Source organism: Mycobacterium sp. NTMscope_MAC_12 (assembly GCF_976985675.1).
The window spans coordinates 5648982-5668570 of record NZ_CDRJYY010000001.1; the positions used below are offsets into that span (position 1 = coordinate 5648982).

General features: G+C 66.2%; 21 protein-coding genes, 1 tRNA gene and 1 pseudogene. 14 read left to right on the top strand and 9 right to left on the bottom strand.

Going from position 1 to position 19589, the window contains the following annotated elements; all coding sequences use genetic code 11:
- Positions 1-24 precede the first annotated feature (24 nt).
- The 3 genes from AC0KS4_RS26280 to AC0KS4_RS26290 form a co-directional block, all read right to left on the bottom strand.
- Complete coding sequence (locus tag AC0KS4_RS26280; protein WP_238955577.1) at positions 25-789, bottom strand: SDR family NAD(P)-dependent oxidoreductase; 765 nt, start codon at positions 787-789, stop codon at positions 25-27.
- 11 nt (positions 790-800) lie between these two features.
- The gene (locus tag AC0KS4_RS26285; protein WP_238955578.1) at positions 801-1856 is read right to left on the bottom strand and encodes a phosphotransferase family protein; all 1056 of its coding nucleotides are present in this window, start codon (positions 1854-1856) and stop codon (positions 801-803) included.
- Between the two features lie 65 nt (positions 1857-1921).
- Positions 1922-2584 carry a class I SAM-dependent methyltransferase gene (locus tag AC0KS4_RS26290; RefSeq protein ID WP_225326055.1) on the bottom strand — a complete coding sequence of 221 codons (663 nt, stop codon included), beginning with the start codon at positions 2582-2584 and terminating at the stop codon, positions 1922-1924.
- 129 nt (positions 2585-2713) lie between these two features.
- Between AC0KS4_RS26290 and AC0KS4_RS26295 the strand changes: the two genes are divergently transcribed.
- Both AC0KS4_RS26295 and AC0KS4_RS26300 read left to right on the top strand, forming a co-directional pair.
- Positions 2714-3352, top strand: coding sequence for a histidine phosphatase family protein (locus tag AC0KS4_RS26295; protein ID WP_238955579.1), 639 nt, complete (start codon positions 2714-2716; stop codon positions 3350-3352).
- 63 nt (positions 3353-3415) lie between these two features.
- Positions 3416-4468, top strand: coding sequence for a phosphotransferase family protein (locus AC0KS4_RS26300; protein WP_225326057.1), 1053 nt, complete (start codon positions 3416-3418; stop codon positions 4466-4468).
- Here the strand turns inward: AC0KS4_RS26300 and AC0KS4_RS26305 are convergent.
- Positions 4465-4815 carry a LapA family protein gene (locus AC0KS4_RS26305; protein ID WP_225326058.1) on the bottom strand — a complete coding sequence of 117 codons (351 nt, stop codon included), beginning with the start codon at positions 4813-4815 and terminating at the stop codon, positions 4465-4467. The two genes, AC0KS4_RS26300 and AC0KS4_RS26305, sit on opposite strands and share 4 nt — an antisense overlap.
- Positions 4816-4914: 99 nt before the next feature.
- Between AC0KS4_RS26305 and AC0KS4_RS26310 the strand changes: the two genes are divergently transcribed.
- From AC0KS4_RS26310 to AC0KS4_RS26330, 5 genes are read left to right on the top strand one after another with little or no spacing between them, the layout of a single operon-like run.
- A complete protein-coding gene (locus AC0KS4_RS26310; RefSeq protein ID WP_238955580.1) occupies positions 4915-5862 on the top strand; it encodes an ABC transporter substrate-binding protein in 948 nt (315 codons plus the stop codon).
- 1 nt (position 5863) lies between these two features.
- Positions 5864-6958 (top strand): ABC transporter ATP-binding protein, encoded by a 1095-nt coding sequence (locus tag AC0KS4_RS26315; protein WP_238955581.1) that lies wholly within the window; start codon positions 5864-5866, stop codon positions 6956-6958.
- Complete coding sequence (locus AC0KS4_RS26320; protein ID WP_238955582.1) at positions 6958-7644, top strand: ABC transporter permease; 687 nt, start codon at positions 6958-6960, stop codon at positions 7642-7644. The genes AC0KS4_RS26315 and AC0KS4_RS26320 overlap by 1 nt, the downstream gene beginning before the upstream one ends.
- Complete coding sequence (locus AC0KS4_RS26325; protein ID WP_238955583.1) at positions 7641-8357, top strand: ABC transporter permease; 717 nt, start codon at positions 7641-7643, stop codon at positions 8355-8357. Before AC0KS4_RS26320 ends, AC0KS4_RS26325 begins: the two co-directional genes overlap by 4 nt.
- Positions 8358-8957, top strand: a complete 600-nt coding sequence (locus AC0KS4_RS26330) for a putative glycolipid-binding domain-containing protein (RefSeq protein WP_238955584.1) — start codon at positions 8358-8360, stop codon at positions 8955-8957.
- Here the strand turns inward: AC0KS4_RS26330 and AC0KS4_RS26335 are convergent.
- The gene (locus AC0KS4_RS26335) at positions 8920-9864 is read right to left on the bottom strand and encodes a prephenate dehydrogenase (protein ID WP_238957252.1); all 945 of its coding nucleotides are present in this window, start codon (positions 9862-9864) and stop codon (positions 8920-8922) included. The two genes, AC0KS4_RS26330 and AC0KS4_RS26335, sit on opposite strands and share 38 nt — an antisense overlap.
- 129 nt (positions 9865-9993) lie before the next feature.
- Between AC0KS4_RS26335 and AC0KS4_RS26340 the strand changes: the two genes are divergently transcribed.
- The 5 genes from AC0KS4_RS26340 to AC0KS4_RS26360 all read left to right on the top strand — a co-directional run bounded on the left by AC0KS4_RS26340 (position 9994) and on the right by AC0KS4_RS26360 (position 12829).
- Positions 9994-10518, top strand: coding sequence for a tRNA adenosine deaminase-associated protein (locus AC0KS4_RS26340; RefSeq protein WP_225326065.1), 525 nt, complete (start codon positions 9994-9996; stop codon positions 10516-10518).
- On the top strand, positions 10515-10970 hold the full coding sequence (locus AC0KS4_RS26345) for a nucleoside deaminase (protein WP_225326066.1): 456 nt from the start codon (positions 10515-10517) through the stop codon (positions 10968-10970). The genes AC0KS4_RS26340 and AC0KS4_RS26345 overlap by 4 nt, the downstream gene beginning before the upstream one ends.
- A gap of 29 nt (positions 10971-10999) precedes the next feature.
- A tRNA-Ser gene (locus AC0KS4_RS26350) sits at positions 11000-11089 on the top strand.
- Between the two features lie 118 nt (positions 11090-11207).
- Positions 11208-12224 (top strand): glycoside hydrolase family 6 protein, encoded by a 1017-nt coding sequence (locus tag AC0KS4_RS26355; protein ID WP_238955585.1) that lies wholly within the window; start codon positions 11208-11210, stop codon positions 12222-12224.
- Between the two features lie 131 nt (positions 12225-12355).
- Entirely contained in the window at positions 12356-12829 is a 474-nt protein-coding gene (locus AC0KS4_RS26360; RefSeq protein ID WP_238957253.1) for a CAP domain-containing protein, read from the top strand.
- A gap of 652 nt (positions 12830-13481) precedes the next feature.
- Here AC0KS4_RS26360 and AC0KS4_RS26365 read toward each other — a convergent pair.
- From AC0KS4_RS26365 to AC0KS4_RS26380, 4 genes and pseudogenes are all read right to left on the bottom strand, one after another.
- Positions 13482-14015 carry a hypothetical protein gene (locus AC0KS4_RS26365; RefSeq protein ID WP_308193050.1) on the bottom strand — a complete coding sequence of 178 codons (534 nt, stop codon included), beginning with the start codon at positions 14013-14015 and terminating at the stop codon, positions 13482-13484.
- A 27-nt stretch (positions 14016-14042) separates the two neighbouring features.
- Positions 14043-15674: pseudogene (locus AC0KS4_RS26370) on the bottom strand (putative alpha/beta hydrolase).
- Positions 15675-15811: 137 nt separating this feature from the next.
- The gene (locus tag AC0KS4_RS26375; RefSeq protein WP_238955586.1) at positions 15812-16945 is read right to left on the bottom strand and encodes a cellulase family glycosylhydrolase; all 1134 of its coding nucleotides are present in this window, start codon (positions 16943-16945) and stop codon (positions 15812-15814) included.
- A gap of 257 nt (positions 16946-17202) precedes the next feature.
- On the bottom strand, positions 17203-17691 hold the full coding sequence (locus tag AC0KS4_RS26380; RefSeq protein WP_238955587.1) for an NINE protein: 489 nt from the start codon (positions 17689-17691) through the stop codon (positions 17203-17205).
- A 127-nt stretch (positions 17692-17818) separates the two neighbouring features.
- On the opposite strand from AC0KS4_RS26380, the gene AC0KS4_RS26385 reads away from it, so the two are divergent.
- Positions 17819-18205, top strand: coding sequence for a DUF2237 family protein (locus AC0KS4_RS26385; RefSeq protein ID WP_238955588.1), 387 nt, complete (start codon positions 17819-17821; stop codon positions 18203-18205).
- A 100-nt stretch (positions 18206-18305) separates the two neighbouring features.
- Complete coding sequence (locus AC0KS4_RS26390; RefSeq protein WP_225326074.1) at positions 18306-19577, top strand: sulfotransferase family protein; 1272 nt, start codon at positions 18306-18308, stop codon at positions 19575-19577.
- Positions 19578-19589 lie beyond the last annotated feature (12 nt).

Genomic DNA, 19589 nt, shown 5'->3' on the forward strand with positions numbered 1-19589 from the left:
CGCCGCGCTTGTGATCGCCACGTGTTAAGGAATGCCGCCGTCGGCGCGCAATATCGATCCGGTGGTAAAGCTCGAGGCGTCGGAGGCGAGAAACAGCGCGGCACCGACGATTTCACGCGGGTCGCCGGCGCGCTCCAAGGCGAGATGCCGGAAGGGCTTCTCGGGCGCCTGGTCGAGATTCCACGCCTTGCTCACGTCGGTGAGAAACGGCCCGGCCATCAGCGTGTTGACGCGCACCGCCGGACCGAAACCCTTCGCCAACGCTTCGGTCATGGCATTGAGCCCGGCCTTGGACGCGGCGTAGGGGATGATGTCCGGCGTCGGGCGCAGCGATCCGGCCGTGCTCACGTTGATGATCGACCCCCGCCCCGCCGCCACCATGCGCTCACCCACCAACGCCGACAAGCGGAAGGGGCCCTTGAGATTCAGGTTGACCACGGCGTCGAACAGCTTCTCGGTCACGTCGGTGAGCTTGTCGTAGAGCGGCGACATGCCCGCGTTGTTGATCAGCGTGTCGACCTTGCCGAACCGCTCGTACGTCGCGTCGACGAGGCCGTCGAGTTGATCCCAGCGGCCCACGTGCACCTGATACGCCATGGCGGAACGGCCGGTCTCGGCCTCAATCGCCTCGGCGGTCGAGACGCAGTTGTCCATGTTGCGGCTGGCGATCACCACGTCCGCGCCGCAGCGGGCCGCTCCGAACGCCATCTCACGTCCCAGCCCGCGGCTGCCGCCGGTGATCAGGACGACCCGGTCGGTCAGATCGAAAAGCTGTTCGGCATAACCCATTTCAGTAGTCCCTAGGTCGTCGTCAGCGATCGTGCGAGGTCGGCCGCCGTGGCGATGAGCGCAAGGATCATCGGCCCGAAGGCCTCGGTGATCTTCGGGTCGACCCCTCCTTGTTGGGGTCCGGTGCGCACGCCGGCTGCGTACGTCTTCTCTAGCACGATGCCGAGCTTCCAGTTGGCCAGCACCAGGTAGTAGTCGATGTTCTCGGTCGACAACCCGCTCACGGTTTCGTAGTGCTCCAACAGTTCACTGCGCGAGGGCATGCCGCGCATGTCGAGATAAAACCCGTCCTCGCGCGGCTTTTCACCGTCATAACCCAGCAGGCACCACGCCAGATCGAGCAGCGGGTCGCCGACGGTCGTCATCTCCCAGTCCACGATCGCGGCCAAGCGCGCCGGCTCCCCGTGGGCGAACATCACGTTGGCGAACTGATAGTCGCCGTGCATGATGCCCGCCCGGTAATGCGCCGGGCGGTTGCGGCGCAACCAGTCCGAGGCCTCGTCGAGGCCCGGCAGCTCGCGCACCTGGTAGGCGTCGAGAAACGCCAGCCAGCGATCGACCTGCCGCTCGTGGAAGCCGTCGGGGCGGCCGAAGCCCTCGAGTCCTTGGGCGCGCCAGTCGACCCGGCCCAGCCTGGCGGCGCCCTCGACCAGTTGGAACGCCAGGCCGCGCCGGGCGGCGAGATCGGTGTCGAACGGCGCGGGCCAGCCGCCGTCCATCGGGCTCCACCCGTCGATCGCTTGCATGACGTAGAACGGCATGCCGAGCACGGTGCCGGTGTCGTCGGCGGCGATCAGCGCCGCGTGCGGCACGTCGGTACCGGACAAGGCCCGCACCAGCCGGATCTCGCGCAGCAGGCCGTCGATGCGTGCGGCGTCGGCCCGGGCGCCGGGCATCCGCAGCACCATCCGCTGCCCGCCGCGCTCCATCAGGTAAAGGGTGTTCTGCGAGCCGCCCTTCAACTGCGTCAGCTGCGGCCGTTCACCGCCCCCCGGCGCGTCGTGCACGTCCAGCCAACGGGCGAGGACGTCCGCATCCAGCCCCGGTTCAGTCACGTGCTCAGCCATCCTGCACACCCCAATCTCCATACGGAGAATAGCATTCTCCCCGGTAGTGGCAAGGGTTTGAAGGCTCAGCCCGGCTTGTGGGCGCTCAGCAGGAACCCGGGCGCCATGAAGTGGCCTTCGTCGTCGTGTTCGAGATGCGCCAGCGAGTTGTCCGAAGACTCGTCGTTGCCGTAGACCTTGGCCACGCGAACGTCATCGACCTGCCACAGCGTCGAAATGGCGTCGTGCAACTCGGTTTCGGTGAAGCCCGGCGGGCCCGGCCGGTCCGGGTGAGCCTGGTCCAGCGCCCCGGCGGCGAAGGCCAGGATGTACAACGCGGCCCCGGGCGCCGCGGCCCGAAAGATGGACTGCACGTAATCCTGGCGCCGTTCCGGCGGCAGCGCGTGGAACAGTCCGCTATCCAGGATGGTGGAGAAGCGGCCGTCATAGCCGCGAAACGTGGTGACGTCGGCCTGCGCGAAGCTCGCGGTGCTCAGACCTCGCTCGGCGGCCGCGGCGGCCGCCGCCTGGACCGCGGTCGCGCTCGCGTCGAGGCCGACGACGGTGTAGCCGCGCGCCGCGAGTGCCAGCGCGAGCGCGGCATGGCCGCAGCCGGAGTCGAGCACCTCGCTGCGCACCTTGCCCTGATCGATGAGGCGCGCCAGCTCCGGCTGAGGTCGGCCGATGCTCCACGGCGGCGGCGCCGCTTGCCGGTAGGCGGCGTCCCAATCCCTCTCCGGCTGCGTCATCGAGAATCCTCCTCGGCATCGGGCTACGCACGGCTACCAGAGCCGCCAGTGCGATTGTGCACGCCCTGAACGACGCGCACGAAGCGATGAGAGACTTCGGACCGGCCCCACTTAAAGACAGGAAGAAATATGCAAGTGCTTCTGGTCCGGCACGCGCTGCCGCTGCGCACCGAACACGGCCAAGGTTCCGATCCGGACCTGTCGGAGGAAGGGTTGGCCCAGATCGAGCGACTACCCAAGGCGCTCGCCAGGTTTCCCATCGCGCGGGTGGTGAGCAGCCCGCAGCGCCGCGCCATCCAGACCGCCGAACCGGTCGCGGCGGACCGGGGGCTGCCCGTCGAGATCGACGACCGCTTCGCCGAGTACGACCGCGACCTTCCGGTGTACATCCCCGTCGAGCAGATCCGCGCGGAGATGCCCGAGGAGTGGGCGCGCTTGGCCCAGGGGCATTTGCCCAGCGCGGTCGACGAGGACGCGTTTCGTGCGCGGGTGCGCGCCGCTGTCGACGGCCTCGTCGCGAGCGCCGACCCCGAGGACACCGTCGCCGTGTTCAGCCACGGCGGGGTGATCAACGTGCTGCTGCACGAGATCCTCGGGACGGCGCGACTGCTGTCCTTTCCCGTCGACTACGCGTCGGTCACGCGGCTGTTGTTCTCCCGGTCCGGGCAGGCGACGGTGGCCTCGGTCAACACCACCGAGCACGTCTGGGATCTGTTGCCGCGAAACCAGCGGCTGCTCGACGACGACGAGGGCCGTGGGACGGCCTGATCGGGACGCGGGCAAATCGCAGGTGGTGAACCGGGTCGCGGCCGGCGATGGTAGACAAGTTCGGTGACTTCAGCTGACCAACTCGAGGGGCTGGACCTGGCCTCGCTGGACTCCTACCTGCGTTCACTCGGGATCGGGCGCGACGGCGAGTTGCGTGCGGAGTTCATTTCCGGTGGTCGCTCCAACCTGACGTTCCGCGTGTACGACGACGCCACCAGTTGGCTGGTGCGGCGGCCGCCACTGCACGGATTGACGCCCTCGGCGCACGACATGGCCCGCGAGTACCGGGTGGTTGCCGCGCTGCAGGACACACCGGTTCCCGTGGCGCGCACGATCGGCCTGTGCGAAGACGATTCGGTGCTCGGCGCCCCTTTCCAGATCGTCGAATTCGTCGCCGGCCAGGTGGTGCGCCGCCGCGCCCAACTCGAATCGTTCAGCCACACCGTCATCGGCGGCTGCGTCGACTCGCTGATTCGGGTGCTCGTCGACCTCCACAATGTCGATCCCGACGCCGTCGGGCTGGCCGACTTCGGTAAGCCCAGCGGGTATCTGGAGCGTCAGGTGCGGCGGTGGGGCTCGCAGTGGGCGCTCGTGCGGTTGCCCGAGGACCGTCGCGACGCGGATGTGGAGCGGCTGCATTCCGGTCTGGGCGAGGCGATTCCGCAGCAGAGTCGCACGTCGATCGTGCACGGCGACTACCGGATCGACAACACCATCCTGGACGCCGAGGACCCGACAAAGGTTCGGGCCGTGGTGGACTGGGAACTTTCGACCCTGGGCGATCCGCTGTCGGACGCGGCGCTGATGTGCGTGTACCGCGATCCTGCGCTGGACCTGATCGTTAACGCGCAGGCCGCGTGGACGTCACCGCTGCTGCCGACGGCCGACGAGCTGGCCGACCGCTATTCGCTGGTGGCCGGATTACCGCTGACGCACTGGGAGTTCTACATGGCGCTGGCGTATTTCAAACTCGCGATCATCGCCGCGGGCATCGACTTCCGCCGCCGGATGTCGGATCAGGCTCGTGGCATGGGCGACGCCGCCGAGCACACCCCCGAGGTGGTGGCGCCGCTGATCTCCCGCGGTCTGGCCGAACTGGCCAAGCTGCCCGGCTAGCGCGCGTTGGGCGCGTGGTGCTTTTTCGCCGCGCGGCGCAGCTGCAAGATCCGTGCGGTTCCGACCGCCACCGTGATCAGCCCGCCGACGACAGCGGCCAGCAAGATCGCCACACCCAGGGGCAGGGTCCAGTGCCAGCCCAAGAACCGAAAGTCCGTGGGCAACGTGTTCTGGGTGATGAAGATCAGCAACAGAATCAGGATCACGAAGCCGGCGAACAGCGACGACCACAGCGCACCGGCGCGAGTGAACCCGATAGCGGGTTCCTTGGTGGATGCGCCGGTCTTGTCCCCGTGGGTGGGCTTGGGGGACGGCTGTCCGGGCGACGCAGGGGTGTGGCTGCTCATAGTGTCATCTTTGCCCGCTTCGGCCCAGAATGAAACCGAATCGGACAACCGATCCTCGCAGGCCAGCGTCTGCCCGGTTCGGGCGTTAGGGTCGGCGGTATGACGCTAGTGCCGCGCCTGCACGGGGTGATCGTGCGCGCGGCGGTGCTGGTGACGACGATGTGCGTTGTCGCCGGATGCAGCAATTCCGACCCACTGGGTGCGCAGGTCCAGAGCCCCACGTCCATCGTCGTCGGCTCCGGGGACTTTCCGGAATCGCAGATCATCGCCGAGATCTATGCACAAGCCTTGCAGGCCAACGGGTTTGACATCGGAAGGCGCATGGGGATCGGCAGCCGGGAGACGTATATCCCCGCGCTCAAGGACCATTCCATTGATCTGGTGCCCGAATACATCGGTAACTTGCTGCTCTATTTCGCGCCGCACTCGGAGGCGACCACGCTCGATGCCGTCAAGCTGGAGCTCTACCGGCGCCTCCCGGGCGACCTGTCGATTTTGACGCCCGCACCCGCGACGGACACGGACACCGTCAGCGTGACCACTCAGACGGCGAACGCGTGGAACCTGAAGACTATCGCCGACTTGGCCGCACATTCGGCCGAGGTGAGATTCGGGGCGCCGTCGGCGTTCGCGACCAGGCCGGCCGGGCTGCCGGGGCTGCGGCAAAAGTACGGGCTCGACATCAGGCCGGGTAACTTCGTCGCCATCGACGATGGCGGCGGCGCGGTCACCGTGCGCGCCCTGGTCGACGGAAGGGTGAACGCCGCCAACGTATTCACCACGTCACCGGCGATACCGCAGGACCGCCTCGTGGCGCTCGAAGACCCGGAGGCCAATTTCCTGGCGGGAAACATTGTGCCGCTGGTCAATTCGCAAAAGAAGTCCGACTTGCTCAGGGACGTGCTGGACGCGGTGTCGGCGAAGCTGACCACCTCCGGCGTTGCCGGGCTCAACGCCGCGGTGTCGGGAAACTCGGGTATCGATCCCGACGAGGCGGCCCGAAACTGGATACGGGACAACGGCTTCAACCACCCGATCGGAGGATGACGTGATCACCTTCGAAGGGGTCAGCAAGGTCTTCGACGACGGAACCACTGCGGTGGACCGCCTCAACCTGGCCGTGTCCAGTGGGAAGCTGACCGTGTTCGTCGGGTCCTCCGGCAGCGGCAAGACCACGGCCCTGCGCATGATCAACCGGATGATCGAACCGACGTCGGGCACCATCGCGATCGACGGCGTCGACGTCGCCACCCGAGACCCGGTGAAACTGCGACTCGGAATCGGCTACGTCATCCAGCACGCGGGGCTGATGCCCCACCAGCGGGTGATCGACAATGTGGCAACGGTTCCGGTGCTGCGGGGGCAGTCCCGCCGCGCCGCCCGCAAAGCCGCCTACGAGGTGCTCGAGCGCGTCGGGCTGGACGTCAAGCTCGCCCGCCGCTACCCCGCGCAGCTCTCCGGCGGTGAACAGCAACGGGTCGGCGTGGCGCGTGCCCTGGCCGCCGATCCCCCGATCTTGCTGATGGACGAGCCGTTCTCCGCCGTGGACCCGGTGGTCCGTCACGAGCTGCAGAACGAAATACTGCGGCTGCAAGCCGAATTGCACAAGACGATCGTGTTCGTCACGCACGACATCGACGAGGCGCTGCGGCTCGGCGAACGGGTGGCGGTGTTCAAGGATGGAGCGTTACAGCAGTACGACGAGCCGGCTCGGCTGCTGTCGCGACCGGCCAACGACTTCGTGTCGAGGTTCATCGGTCTGGGGCGAGGCTACCGTTGGTTGCAACGCCTCGACGCGGCCGGGCTGCCGCTGCACGATGTTTCGCGGATCACGACGGAAACGCTGTCCGGCGCAGGGCTTTCCGACGGCTGGGCGGTGGTGGTCGACGACGGCGGGGCGCCGCTGGGCTGGATCGATGCGGACGGCGCGCGTCGGCACCGCGACGGCACTCCGTTGTCGGAGTGCATGAGCGGGGCGGGATCGCTGTTTCGGCCACGGGGCAATCTCAGCCAGGCGCTCGACGCCGCGCTGTCGTCGCCGTCGGGTGTCGGCATCGCCGTCGACGACGGCGGCAAGGTGATCGGCGGGGTCCTGGCCGCCGACGTGCTCGCCGCGGTGGAATCCCAACGGGGGAGCCGATAATGCATTATCTGCTCACCCATCTCGACGACGCCTGGTGGCTGACGATCGTGCACCTGCGGCTGTCGTTGGTACCGGTGGCGATCGGGTTGGCGATCGCGCTGCCGTTGGGACTGGCAGTGCAGCGCACGCGCATTGCCCGCGGGCTGACGACGGCGGTCGCCAGCGTCGTGTTCACCATCCCGTCGCTGGCGCTGTTCGTGGTGTTGCCGACGATCATCGGCACGCGCATCCTCGATGAGGCGAACGTGATCGTCGCATTGACGGCCTACACCGCCGCGCTGCTGGTGCGGGCGGTGCTCGAGGCGCTGGACGCGGTCCCCGCCCAGACACGCGCCGCCGCCACCGCGGTCGGCTACCCACCGATCACGCGGATCGTGAAAGTCGATCTGCCACTTGCGGTTCCGGTGCTCATCGCCGGGATGCGGGTCGTCGTGGTGACCAACATCGCGATGGTCTCGGTCGGCTCGGTCATCGGCATCGGCGGGCTGGGCAGCTGGTTCACCCAGGGTTATCAAACCGGCAAGAGCGATCAGATCCTGGCCGGCATCATCGCGTTGTTCGCGCTGGCCGTCGTCATCGATGTGCTCATCGTGTTTGCCGGCCGGCTGGCCACGCCGTGGGTCCGTGCCGTACGTGCCACCGGCCGCCGCTCGGTCGCCGCGCCCGTCGTGGGTGGCGCGCGATGAACTTCGTCGACCGGGCGATCTCCTACGTGTTGACCGTCGACAACTGGACCGGACCGGTCGGGCTCGCGGCCCGCATCCTCGAGCATCTCGAATACACCGCCATCGCGGTGGGCGCCTCGGCGCTGATCGCCGTTCCCGTCGGGCTTGTCATCGGGCACACCGGCCGCGGCACCCTGTTGGTGGTGGGCGCCGTCAACGGGCTGCGCTCCCTGCCGACGCTGGGCGTCCTGCTGTTCGGGACGCTGCTGTTCGGCCTGGGCCTGGGACCGTCGCTGGTGGCCCTGATGCTGTTGGGTGTGCCCGCGTTGTTGGCCGGCACGTATGCGGGGATCGCCAACGTCGACCCCACGGTCGTCGACGCCGCCCGGGCGATGGGCATGACGGAGGCCCAGGTGCTGCTGCGCGTCGAGGTGCCCAATGCGCTGCCGTTGCTGCTGGGCGGATTGCGCAACGCGACGCTGCAGGTGGTCGCCACCGCGACGGTGGCCGCGTACGCCAGCCTCGGCGGGCTGGGGCGCTACCTGATCGACGGGATCAAGGAACGCGAGTTTCACCTTGCCCTGGTCGGGGCGCTGATGGTGGCCGCATTGGCGCTGGTGCTCGACGGACTGCTGGCGTTACTGGTGTGGGCTTCGGTGCCGGGCACCGGCCGGCTGCGACGCTCTTACCGAACACTTCCGCAGCGGTTCGCGGGGACGTCTTACGGTAGATGAGTGAACGCAGCCCCCTCCGAACCGTCTCGCCGCGTATGGCAGGCGATGCTCACCTGGCGCGCACAGGACGTCTCCCGGATGGAATCGGTACGACTCCAGGTGTCCGGCAAGAGAATCAAGGCGAACGGCCGCATCGTTGCGGCCGCCACCGAGGCCAACCCGGCGTTCGGCGCCTACTACGACCTGCAGACCGACGAAACCGGCGCCACCAAGCGGCTCGGGATGACCGTCACCCTGGCCGAGCGTGAGCGCGTCTTCTCCTTTGCCCGCGACGAAGAGAACATGTGGTTGGTCACCGACCATCAGGGCGAGCACCGCGCGGCCTACAACGGCGCCCTGGACGTCGACGTGGAGTTCAGCCCGTTCTTCAACGCGCTGCCGATCCGGCGGCTCGGCCTACACGAGCAGGCGGCGTCGGTCACGCTGCCCGTGGTGTACGTGAACATGCCGGAGATGTCCATCATCGCGGACACGGTGAGCTACAGCAGCACGGACAGTCGCGGCGAGATCAAGGTGCGCACCCCGATTGCCGACACCATGGTGAGCGTCGACGAAGAAGGATTCATCGTCGACTATCCAGGCTTGGCAGAGCGGATCTGATCACCCCGCCCGCGCGGCCCGCGGCGGCCAATTCCTGACGCCAGTTCTCCGCGCCGACGACGACGTGGAAGACGTCGCTGCGCGGGAAGTTGTCGTAACGCGTTCGAGCGGCGTGGCCCGCTTCGATGAGCTCGCCGACCGAGTGGTGGCGGGCCAGGGATTCGCGGGCGCGACTCAGCAGTTCGATGGCGCGGTCGGCCGTGGGCACCAGTTGGTCGGCGTTGCCCTCGCACATCGCCCGCACCAGATCCGGGGCGCTGGCCGCCACCCGGGTCCCGTCGCGGAATGACCCGGCGGCCAACGCGAACGCCAACGGGACGTCGCCGGCGACGACCGCCAGCGCCTCGGCGAGCAGGTGGGGCAGGTGCGAGATGGCGGCCGCGGCGGCGTCGTGTTCGTCGGAGCGGGCCGGCACCACCACCGCGCCGCAGTCCAGCGCCAACGTCATCACCATCGACCAGACCGTCGGGTCGACGTGATCGTCGACGCTCACCACCCACGGTGCCTCGGTGAACAACCCGGCGTAGCCGGCGGCCCAACCCGAATGCGCGGTGCCCGCCATCGGGTGGCCCCCGACGAAGCGTTCCTGTAGACCTGCCGCGGCGACCTCGTCGAGCACCGCCTTTTTGACGCTGGTGACGTCGGTCAACGGGCACGACGGGGCCGTGTCCTTGATGTGGGCGAGCATGCCCGCCATGGCCGGCATCGGCACGGCCAGCACGATCAGCGCGTCGGAGCCGGCGGCGCGGGTCAGCGTCGCGCTCAGGTCCGTGGTGGCGTCGAAGCCGTCGGCGGTCGCGGCCTGCGCGCCCTCCACGGAGCGGTTGTAGCCGAAGACTTCACGGCCCGCTGCCGTGGCGGCGCGCATGATCGAGCCACCGATCAGCCCCAGCCCGAGCACACACACCGGTGTCTTAGAAGTAGGGCTTGCCACATTCCAAGGTTGGCACATCCGCCCGGAAAGGTTGCTGTCAGATGTCGCGGCTACCAGGCTCCATCTGGTCAGGGGCCTGGTCAGGGACTACCGTAAGCGGCCATGGGAGCACAACAACGGGCCTCTGCCCAGGGCCTGTCCGCAGATGTGCCGGACGGCTTCGGCGTCGCGGTCGTGCGCGAAGAGGGACAGTGGCGCTGTGCTCCGATGGCCCGCAAGTCGCTGACGAGCCTGTCGGCGGCCGAGACGGAGCTGCGTGAGTTGCGCAGCGCCGGGGCGGTCTTCGGCCTGCTCGACGTGGACGACGAATTCTTCGTGATCGTGCGGCCCGCACCGTCGGGGACGCGGCTGTTGCTCTCGGATGCCACCGCGGCGCTGGACTACGACATCGCCGCGGAAGTGCTCGACAAGCTCGACGCCGATATCGATCCCGACGACCTCGAGGATTCCGATCCCTTCGAAGAGGGCGACCTGGGGCTGCTGTCCGACATCGGGCTGCCCGAGGCGGTCCTGGGGGTCATCCTCGACGAGACCGACCTGTACGCCGACGAGCAGTTGGGTCGCATCGCCCGCGAGATGGGCTTCGCCGATCAGCTGTCGGCGGTGATCGACCGCCTCGGTCGGTGACTGACGAAGAGCTGATCCGCTCCGCACTGTCGGTTGCCGCGACGGCGGGTCCCCGCGATGTGCCCATCGGCGCGGTCGTGGTCAGCGCCGACGGAACCGAGCTGGCCCGCGCCGTGAATGCCCGCGAGGCCCTGGGCGACCCGACGGCCCACGCCGAGATCCTCGCGCTGCGGGCGGCCGCCGAGGTGCTCGGCGACGGGTGGCGGCTCGAGGGCGCCACGCTGGCCGTCACCGTCGAACCGTGCACCATGTGCGCGGGTGCGCTGGTGCTGTCGCGCATCGGCCGGCTGGTGTTCGGCGCCTGGGAACCCAAGACGGGAGCGGTCGGATCGCTGTGGGACGTGGTCCGCGACCGGCGGCTCAATCACCGGCCGGAAGTGCGCGGCGGTGTGCTGGCACCGGAGTGCGCGGCGCCGCTGGAGGCCTTCTTCGCCCGCCAGCGATTGGGGTGAGCGGCGTCCCGTTCGGTAAGCTGCTCGGCGGTGGCGTGTCCGAGCGGCCTAAGGAGCACGCCTCGAAAGCGTGTGACGGCTAAAACCGTCCGAGGGTTCAAATCCCTCCGCCACCGCCAAAACTACCGGCGCCCCGTCGCAGGTAGATCGTGCTCTCACGATGCACCGATCGTGTGCGCGCCGATCGGTCGCCACCCTCGTTGGCGCTCGATGGTTCGACCCGCTAATTTTCCTGAGGTGACGTTCTCAGCTGCTGGTGCAGTCGCGCGGTGGATCACCCCTCTCCTGACGATTACGGCCTCCTTGGCAGTCGTGGCCGGCATCGGACTTTTTGCCGATCCGGTGCAGGTCCGTCCCGGCCCGGCGGTGCGTTTGGTCTCCGACGGCAACCCGCTGGACGGCGCGCCGTTCTACGTCAACCCCACGTCGGCGGCCATGCGCGCCGCGCAGAGCGCCGATCCGCCGAGCGCCGAGCTGACCGCGATTGCCAATACGCCGCAGGCGTACTGGATCGTCCCGGGCGGCTCCGCGGCAACGGTCGGCAAGTACGTCGGCGACGCGGCCGCCGCCGGCGCCATCCCGGTCCTGGCGATTTACGGAATCCCCCATCGCGACTGTGGCAGCTTCGCCGCGGGCGGCATGGGGTCGGGCGCCGACTACCGAAGCTGGATCGATGGCATCGCTGGCGGTGTGGGCGCCTCGCGGGTGGCGATCGTGGTCGAACCCGATGCGCTCGCCATGGCCGACTGCCTGTCGGGTGATCAGCGCCAGGAACGGTTCGACCTGATTCACTACGCCGTCGACACCCTGACAAAGGATCCGAACGCCGCCGTATACGTCGACGCGGGTCACCTGCGCTGGCACAGTGCCGAGGACATGGCCGCCAGACTGAACCAAGCCGACGTCGGCCACGCGCGGGGCTTCAGCATCAACACCGCGAACTTCTTCACCACCGAGGACGAAATCGGTTACGGCGAAGCGATTTCCGGACTCACCAATGGTTCGCACTACGTGATCGATACGTCACGCAACGGTGCCGGACCGGCACCCGATTCCGAGCTCAACTGGTGCAATCCCAGCGGCCGCGCGTTGGGCACCCCGCCGACCGCCTCCACCGCGGGTGCGCACGCCGACGCCTACCTGTGGATCAAACGTCCCGGCGAATCCGACGGGACGTGCGGCAAGGGTGATCCACCGGCGGGCCACTTCGTGAATCAGTACGCCATCGATCTGGCCCACAACACCGGCCACTAGCAGGGCCTTTGGCTTAGCCTCGCCGTCGGCGGCCGCCGAACGGATCTGTTATTCGCGACCGGCGATGGTCGCGACTGGGTAACATTTCGTAATCTAAAACAGATAAAGCCAGTATGCGGTACGAGGCAAACATGACGAGGAAAGTTGCGTTCTTCGCAATCTTCTCGATCTGCACTGCCTTCATCACCGTTTCCGGTGCAGACGGCTTCGTTGCGCACGCCGACGATTCGGGGACCGCGGTCTACAACGGCGTCAACCAGCTTCGCCAGGGATGCGGGCCGATCAGCGACGACCCGCGTTTGACAGAAGCCGCCCAGCGGCATGCCGACGACATGCTGCGCAACGGGGTCAGCGGACACATCGGCTCGGACGGCTCGTCGCCACAGGCGCGGATCGCGCAGGCGGGCTATCGGAGCCGCTCCACGGGTGAAATCGTCTTCTGGGGCAGCGGATCCGCCGCGAATCCCCGTGAGGCCCTGGACATGTGGATGCAAAGTCCCCCGCACCGGGCGATCATCCTGAACTGCGCATTCAACGCAGGCGGCTTCGCCACCGCACGGGACGGAAACAAAATGACCGTCGTCGGTGACTTCGCGGCTTCGTAAACCCTTTTGGGTCAAGCGGTTTCGGATCGCCGCCGTGGGCAAACCGGTTTAGTTGTGCCCTAAAAAGCCACGCTGCCAGAGGGTTTGAGCACAAATCCGTGCTCGCCGCTGCTGGTGTCCAGGCAGGCGACGAGGCGGTCAGGACCCACTACGCACGTCGCGTCGCGGAAGTTCACCTTCTGTCCGATGTTTAACAATGTCCCGTGGGTATACGGCACACCACATTTGTTACCTGTCATGCTGATCGCATATGTGGGTGCTGATCGTACGCCCGTTGCTTTGCCGACCATGCAGGGATTCGCGTCCGGCATGTCCCCTAGGCAATTGATGTCTTGCGATTGCCAAACCGGTACGGGCTCGCCGGCCTCAAACCAACATTGGATGTTGTAAGGGGTCGAAAAGTAGGCGTACCGCAATCCTTTCGGCGGAATTTCGATGTAGTTATCGATTGATACCGGGGGTGAACTCGTCGAGCTTAGGGAAGCCGGGCGGCTGTGCGACGGCGTGTTGCGACGGCGACGTACAGGACACGGACACCAAGGCGAAGATTAAGGCAAACGATCGAGTAGTCAGGCGTGCGACGGTAGGCATTCGAAACCTCCTCCGAATCATGGTCGGACGCTGAAGCGGTCGCCTACCGCCTGATTGACAGTCACACGTGAGGCAGCCAACCAGAACCATGTGGCGACAGGACGAAGCCACGGCCCTGGGGGTCTTTGCATGCGGTCGTGCCTGAGTTATCGACCCCGCAGATCACCCCATCAACCGTGATGGAATGGAACGGCGGAAGGGTTTTCAGCGGCTGGCCATTCGTGTCGAGAGGCGTACCGGTCGGTCGCGACCCCGATCCAGTGCTAATCGAGTTCAATCGCGGCGCTCCACTCGCCGACGGCGCAGCTGGTGGCATTCCGGGCAAATTGTTGCCAGTGCAGCCGGCGGATGGCGGGTTTCCGAATGCACAAGTCACACCGTCGGGAGTAACGAATGCGACCACCTGCAAAGGGCTCGGTCGACCCGAATTCGGGTAGGTGACCGTGTAGTCGGCGGCGCTAACCGGTGTATAGCCGCTGAGGTCGGGAAATGATGGAGCATCGGCGTGAGCGGTGCAAGCGCTGAGTTCACCGACGGCCACCGCAAAGGCGGCGAAGGTTTGGAAGACCGTTCGCGGCTTGACCCAAGGTGACATGTGGATTCTGCCTCCTGTATCCAACGGTTATGGCCCCGCGGGACTGACCTGAACCTGTTGGACGTTGTACGGGGTGTTCAATTTAGTGTCCCATTGGCTCACCAGAACGTTCATATTATTCAGCGTTGAGTTCGGCAAAATGTATCCGCCGTACGGTTGCAAGACGGACACAGGAGTGTGGTTATTATCATTGTGCGCCAACGTAGTTGGAACGTTGCTGAATATTTCGGTCGGATTGTCGGCGCTGTTGCCCACGTAGAGTTGCACAGCTCCGGGGCCGGCAGTTGCCTCGAATCCCGATAAGACAGGCTGTCCACCGACCTCACGGAAACTAAGTTCACCAAAGCGTACCCCTGGGTCGGTCACCGGTACGGCGGCGATATCGCCGGCCTTTCCCCAGCCGGTGCCATTCCATGGTTGCTATTGAGCGCGGTTGGTGACGTCATTGGGATCTGCTCGGTACATGGTGACTCCTTGGCTGCGGTCGAACGAATCGGCAGCGATGTAGACCTTGCCGTCTTGGCCTTTGTACCCGCTGATTTGAGTGGGTGCTTCTGCCACGGTCCGGTATGACCCCGGCACGCTTGTCCACCCCTTACCGGGATCGCCATTTACTTCGACCAGCCACGACGACACTGGCGTCAAGCCGTCCTTGGTGCCCGTGACCATCATGTAGGTTTTGTCGCCCAGCGTGATCGTCCCGGCGGGCAACGTGTCTGTGACTTCTGGCGGTGCTTCGCTCGGGATGGGGAACAGCTCGTGACCGCTGTCTTTTGCTCCGGTCAACGGTGCCCCGAAATGCGGACGTCCGTCGGCGTCGAAGGTCACTGGAACGGCTACGGATCGATAGTGCAAGCCCTCGCCAACCTTATTGCCTGAGAATGCGTCCCCGAAGATCGCAAGGTACTTCCCGGGCTGCCCAGGGATCTCGACCACTTCTCCTAAGTCCGCTGCCCCGATCCCTGGGATGCCGGGATTACTGCCGGTGCCGGCGATCGGGCCCAGATTCCTCACCATTCCCCGTAACGGCTGCTCCATAGTGTCGTCTACAGCTTTCGGTGGGTCGTAACCGTCGGTATGCAGGGCACCCATGGCTCTACGGAGAGTGTCGGAGTACCCGTTGCGAATTGACGTCATTTGTTTGACGGCATCGCGGACGTCGTCCACGGCATCGGCGTGCGCGTCGTCGTACAGTCTCAACAGCTTCTGGCGTTCCGACTCGGGCAGATCGGACGCCAATTCCTTCTTGATCGCGGTCATGAGGCTGTCGAGGCCTCGGAGCTCACTGTCCAGAAGGGCGATCTCTCGAGCTCCTTGTTTCTGCGCGTCGGCTAACGCGGCGGCGATCTTTTCCAATTCAGCACCGATCTTCGGCAACTGTTCGGACTGCGCCCCGAGGGCTTTCGTCACCCGCTGCACTTCTTCAGAGTCGTTGATGGGGTGGCCACCATCCTGATGGTTCCAGGCGGCGGCGAATCGTTTTCGCGCTTGCTCGAATGCGTGCTCGGCTTCGGCGGTGTGTCGACCCGCACCATGAAAGGCCTCCGCCAACTGCGAGATCTGAAACGGGTTACCGGCCTGCAAGCTCTGGTTGATCGCCCACGGATCGCCGCCGGCCGACGCGATCAGTTCCGCTTCGACCAGGTTCGCCAGCGTCATGGCGTCGTGGGCAGATGGCCAACACCGACGATCATCGCCGCCCCCTTCTGAGCTGGCATAAACGCTACTACTGGCAGCGCGACGGCGACCGTCAAATGGTCAATGCCAAGGCAGGCCGGTGGGGCCGCCACTACCTGTCAGGCCTGGCTGCCGGCCAGCTTCCGAACGGTCAGAACCTCGATGTCTTGGAACGGACGTCCCTCAGGGCGGATCAGGTCGTGGAACCACACCTTCGGAATCGTGGTGGCCGGGTGATCCCAGGTTTCCCAGGGGAAGTAGGTCTGGGTCTTTCCGGCGACCAGGCCCCAGTTGATCGCGCCGACGTTGTGGCGCTTGGCGACGGGCAGGATGCTCTGCACAGTGCTGCCCCGGGGCCGGGCCATGTATTCCGTGCACAGGATCGGCCGGCCCATCGGCGTCAGCTCGTTGATGCGCGACTCGAACCCGGCCGGCTCAGCGTAGGAATGGAAGGTGACCACGTCGGAGTTGGCGAGCTGGATGTCGCTGATTGCGCTGCGGCCCTGGGGTTGTCCCCAGTCTCCGCGCCACACGCCGCTCGTGAGCGGCTGACTCGGATCCACGGCGCGTGCCCACCGAAACACCTGGGGGAGCAGGTCGGCGACCAGTTGGTCCTTGTCGCTTCTTTCGGTGTTGCGGTACTGCCGCGCCGGGTTGTCGGGTTCGTTCCAGAGGTCCCACCCCAAAACCCGGTTGTCATTACGGAATTGGGTCATCACCGCGGTGACGTAGTCGCGCATGACCGGGACGTAGCGGGGGTCTCCAAGGCGCTCGGCGCCCGGGCTCTGCACCCAGCCCGAGTTGTGCACACCGGGGCGCGGCGCGCGTTGCCGGCCCGCTCGGGGTTGCGGGTCCCAGCAGGAGTCGAAGAAGACGAAGAGAGGCTTGATGCGATGACGGGCCGCGATGTCGACGAATTGCCCTAGCCGCGTTTGGAACCCGCGCTGATCGGCGGCCCACAGCTGATCGTGGAGGAACACTCGCGCGGTGTTGTGCCCATAGAACTGAGCCCAGCCGAGCTCGGTGTCGATACGTCGTGGGTCGAAGGTGTCGGCCTGAAACATCTCGAACTGGTTGATGGCGCTGGCGGGAATATAGTTTGCTCCGACGAGCCAGCCCTGAGCTTGATACCACCGGCTGGCGCGATCGGGAGACCACCGGCCCGCTTCCTCCGCGGAGGCCCGGGGTACCCGGGTAACTGCGGCGCTAGCCGCCAGCAGCAGAGGGAGTTTCAGGGCCGTTCGTCGTTCCACGATGTGACGATAAGTTTCCGGGGCGATTTCCCGGGGATTTGCTCAGCGCGTCGCGAGAGCTTCAGATAACAATTGCTCCCGGGCCGCCGTCTGCGGCCCCGCCGAAAGTCGGAACCCACCGGTCATCGTGACCAATCCGTAACCATCGACTCCGGCGTGCCCGGGCCGTCATAAACGCCGGGCGGTTTAAAATGTGCCCGGCTCTGTGTCAAACCCGTTGTCGGACAACCAAAACCGGCGTGACCCTGATTGAGGGTCTAGCGCAGCTTGCGGCCGTGGTTGTCTTTGACGCTGCCGGTGAAGATCAAAATCGCGTCGACGATCGCCCAAATGATGCCGCCGAGCAGGACCGGAAATCCCAGAAAACAGAACAGGCTGAAGACAATTCCGAACAGCCCCAGGCACAGCTGGGCCACCGCGATCTGAGTCGAGTCGAGGTAAAAGCGGCCGACGCCGAACAAGCCGAGAAAGAGCTGAAGTAAGCCGGCGGTGGTGGCGGCCTTGTCCGACAGGGGCAGTCCGGTAACCGGATCGCGGCCGAACGGCGCCTGCGGGTCGACGTATCCGCCATATCCCGGATAGCCCGGGTAACCGGGGTAAGCCTGCGGGGACGGATATCCCGGCGGTGGCGGAGGCGGTGGATGAGGCGGGTTGTGCGGAGTCGGTTGTGATCCGTAACCGGGTGGCTGCCATCCCCACGGTGGCTCATCAGCGGGATTTCCGGGTGGGTTGGGCGGCGTCGACATCGATTCGAGTTAACACGCCCGATCTCCGGCCGTCCACATCGGCCTCCGACGCACCGGCGCCGAAAATCCTTGGGCGCAGTCGGCAAATCACTTCAAACTTCACCCCCGCGAGAGCAATACTGGACGGGTGCCTGATCGAAATGTGCTGGGCGGTCCGCTGGAACCGTGCGGCACAGACCCACTGACCGGTTTCTACCGCGACGGCTGTTGCTCAACCGGGCCTCAGGACCTTGGACGGCACACGATTTGCGCGGTGATGACCGCCGAGTTCCTGGAGCACCAGCGTTCCATCGGCAATGATCTGTTGACCCCGGTTCCCGAGTATCGGTTCCCCGGCCTGCTGCCCGGCGACCGATGGTGTGTGACCGCGCTGAACTGGCTGCGGGCTCACCACGACGGGTGCGCGGCGCCGGTGGTGCTGGCATCCACGCACGAGAACACCCTCGAGGTGGTGCCCCTGGAGGCGCTGCTGGCGCACAAGATCGACGTTCCCGACGATCTGGCCAACCTGTAGCTGGGTGACCGCTGGTCGGGAAGGTGGGTGAACCACGGAATCCCGCCGCGTCTAGCCTCGGTGTCATCTTTCTCACCTGACGCGTCGAAGAGGGGTTGCGGTGGGTTCTGCGGTGGACGACATCGACTTCGACGACCTGACCGCGCCCCGGCTGACCGACGTCCAGCGTCAGATCCTGCAGTTCACCGAGGCCAAGCGCGTCGACTTCGACATCGACCGGATGCTCGCGGAGGCCATCGAACAAACCGGGCTAAAAGCCGCTGCCGCCGACCTCGACGACACCGACGGCTTCGCCGATCGGCTGCGCGCGCACGTCGCCGCGATCGAAGCCGACGAGGGTCTGCGCCAGCTCACCCGCGATTCGCTGCGGCAGCGGATCGTCCGCCTGCTGCGTAACCGGTTGTCGCTCACCGAGCTGATCACGCGGTACCCCGAGATCGAATCCATCCCGATCGAGAGGCCTTTCATCGTGGTCGGGATGCCGCGGTCGGGCACCACGCACCTGGTGAATCTCATTGCCGCCGACCCGCGCAGGCGCGCGCTGCCGTACTGGGAGAGCCAGGATCCCATCCCCGCTCGTGGGCAGGGGCCCGACGTGTTCGGCGTGGACCCCCGTTACGCGCGAGCCAAAGCAGAACACGAAGCGCTGATGGCCAGCGCGCCCGTGGTGGCCGCCATGCATGACCGCTTCCCCGAGGCGATCGAGGAGGAGGTGGAACTCCTCGACCTCGATCTGTCCTCCTATGTCCTGGAATGGCATGCGCGGGTGCCGGATTGGCGCGACTACTACCTGAGCCTCGACCAAACCCGCCACTACGCCTACATGCGCAAGGTGTTGCAGGCGCTCACCTTTCTGCGAGGTCCGCGAACCTGGGTCCTCAAGAGTCCGCAGCACTGCGAGCAGCTCGGCCCGTTGATGGCGACGTTCCCCGACGCGACGGTGGCTTTTACGCACCGCGACCCCGTGGCGGTGATCCAATCGGCGATCACGATGATGGCCTACTCGGATCGGCTGCGCCGCAACAGCATTGATCCGCAGTGGCTGCTGGAGTATTGGAGCGATCGCGTGCATCGTCTGCTGAGCGCATGCGTGCGCGACCGCGACCTGGTGGACACCGAACGCAGCATCGACGTCAACTTTCACCAGCTGGGCGGCAACGAGATGCCGGTGCTCGAGCGGCTGTATCACTGCGGCGGTGTCGAATTGCCGCAGCAGGTGCGCGACGGCTTCCAGCGCTACCTGGACGGCAATCCACGAGGCAAGCACGGCCGCATCCATTACGAACTGCAACGGCACTTCGGCGTCTCCGCCGACGAACTCCGCGGCCGGTTCGGCTTCTATTTCGACAAGTTCGACGTCCGACCCGAATAAGGAGTCAGCAGC

Excerpts from the sequence above, each read along its gene's own strand:
- AC0KS4_RS26365 (WP_308193050.1), bottom strand. The coding sequence starts at position 14,015 with ATGTCACCTTGGGTCAAGCCGCGAACGGTCTTCCAAACCTTCGCCGCC.
- AC0KS4_RS26320 (WP_238955582.1), top strand. The coding sequence starts at position 6,958 with ATGCATTATCTGCTCACCCATCTCGACGACGCCTGGTGGCTGACGATC.
- AC0KS4_RS26295 (WP_238955579.1), top strand. The coding sequence starts at position 2,714 with ATGCAAGTGCTTCTGGTCCGGCACGCGCTGCCGCTGCGCACCGAACAC.
- AC0KS4_RS26310 (WP_238955580.1), top strand. The coding sequence starts at position 4,915 with ATGACGCTAGTGCCGCGCCTGCACGGGGTGATCGTGCGCGCGGCGGTG.
- AC0KS4_RS26340 (WP_225326065.1), top strand. The coding sequence starts at position 9,994 with ATGGGAGCACAACAACGGGCCTCTGCCCAGGGCCTGTCCGCAGATGTG.
- AC0KS4_RS26360 (WP_238957253.1), top strand. The coding sequence starts at position 12,356 with ATGACGAGGAAAGTTGCGTTCTTCGCAATCTTCTCGATCTGCACTGCC.
- AC0KS4_RS26325 (WP_238955583.1), top strand. The coding sequence starts at position 7,641 with ATGAACTTCGTCGACCGGGCGATCTCCTACGTGTTGACCGTCGACAAC.
- AC0KS4_RS26280 (WP_238955577.1), bottom strand. The coding sequence starts at position 789 with ATGGGTTATGCCGAACAGCTTTTCGATCTGACCGACCGGGTCGTCCTG.
- AC0KS4_RS26285 (WP_238955578.1), bottom strand. The coding sequence starts at position 1,856 with ATGGCTGAGCACGTGACTGAACCGGGGCTGGATGCGGACGTCCTCGCC.
- AC0KS4_RS26380 (WP_238955587.1), bottom strand. The coding sequence starts at position 17,691 with ATGTCGACGCCGCCCAACCCACCCGGAAATCCCGCTGATGAGCCACCG.
- AC0KS4_RS26290 (WP_225326055.1), bottom strand. The coding sequence starts at position 2,584 with ATGACGCAGCCGGAGAGGGATTGGGACGCCGCCTACCGGCAAGCGGCG.
- AC0KS4_RS26305 (WP_225326058.1), bottom strand. The coding sequence starts at position 4,815 with ATGAGCAGCCACACCCCTGCGTCGCCCGGACAGCCGTCCCCCAAGCCC.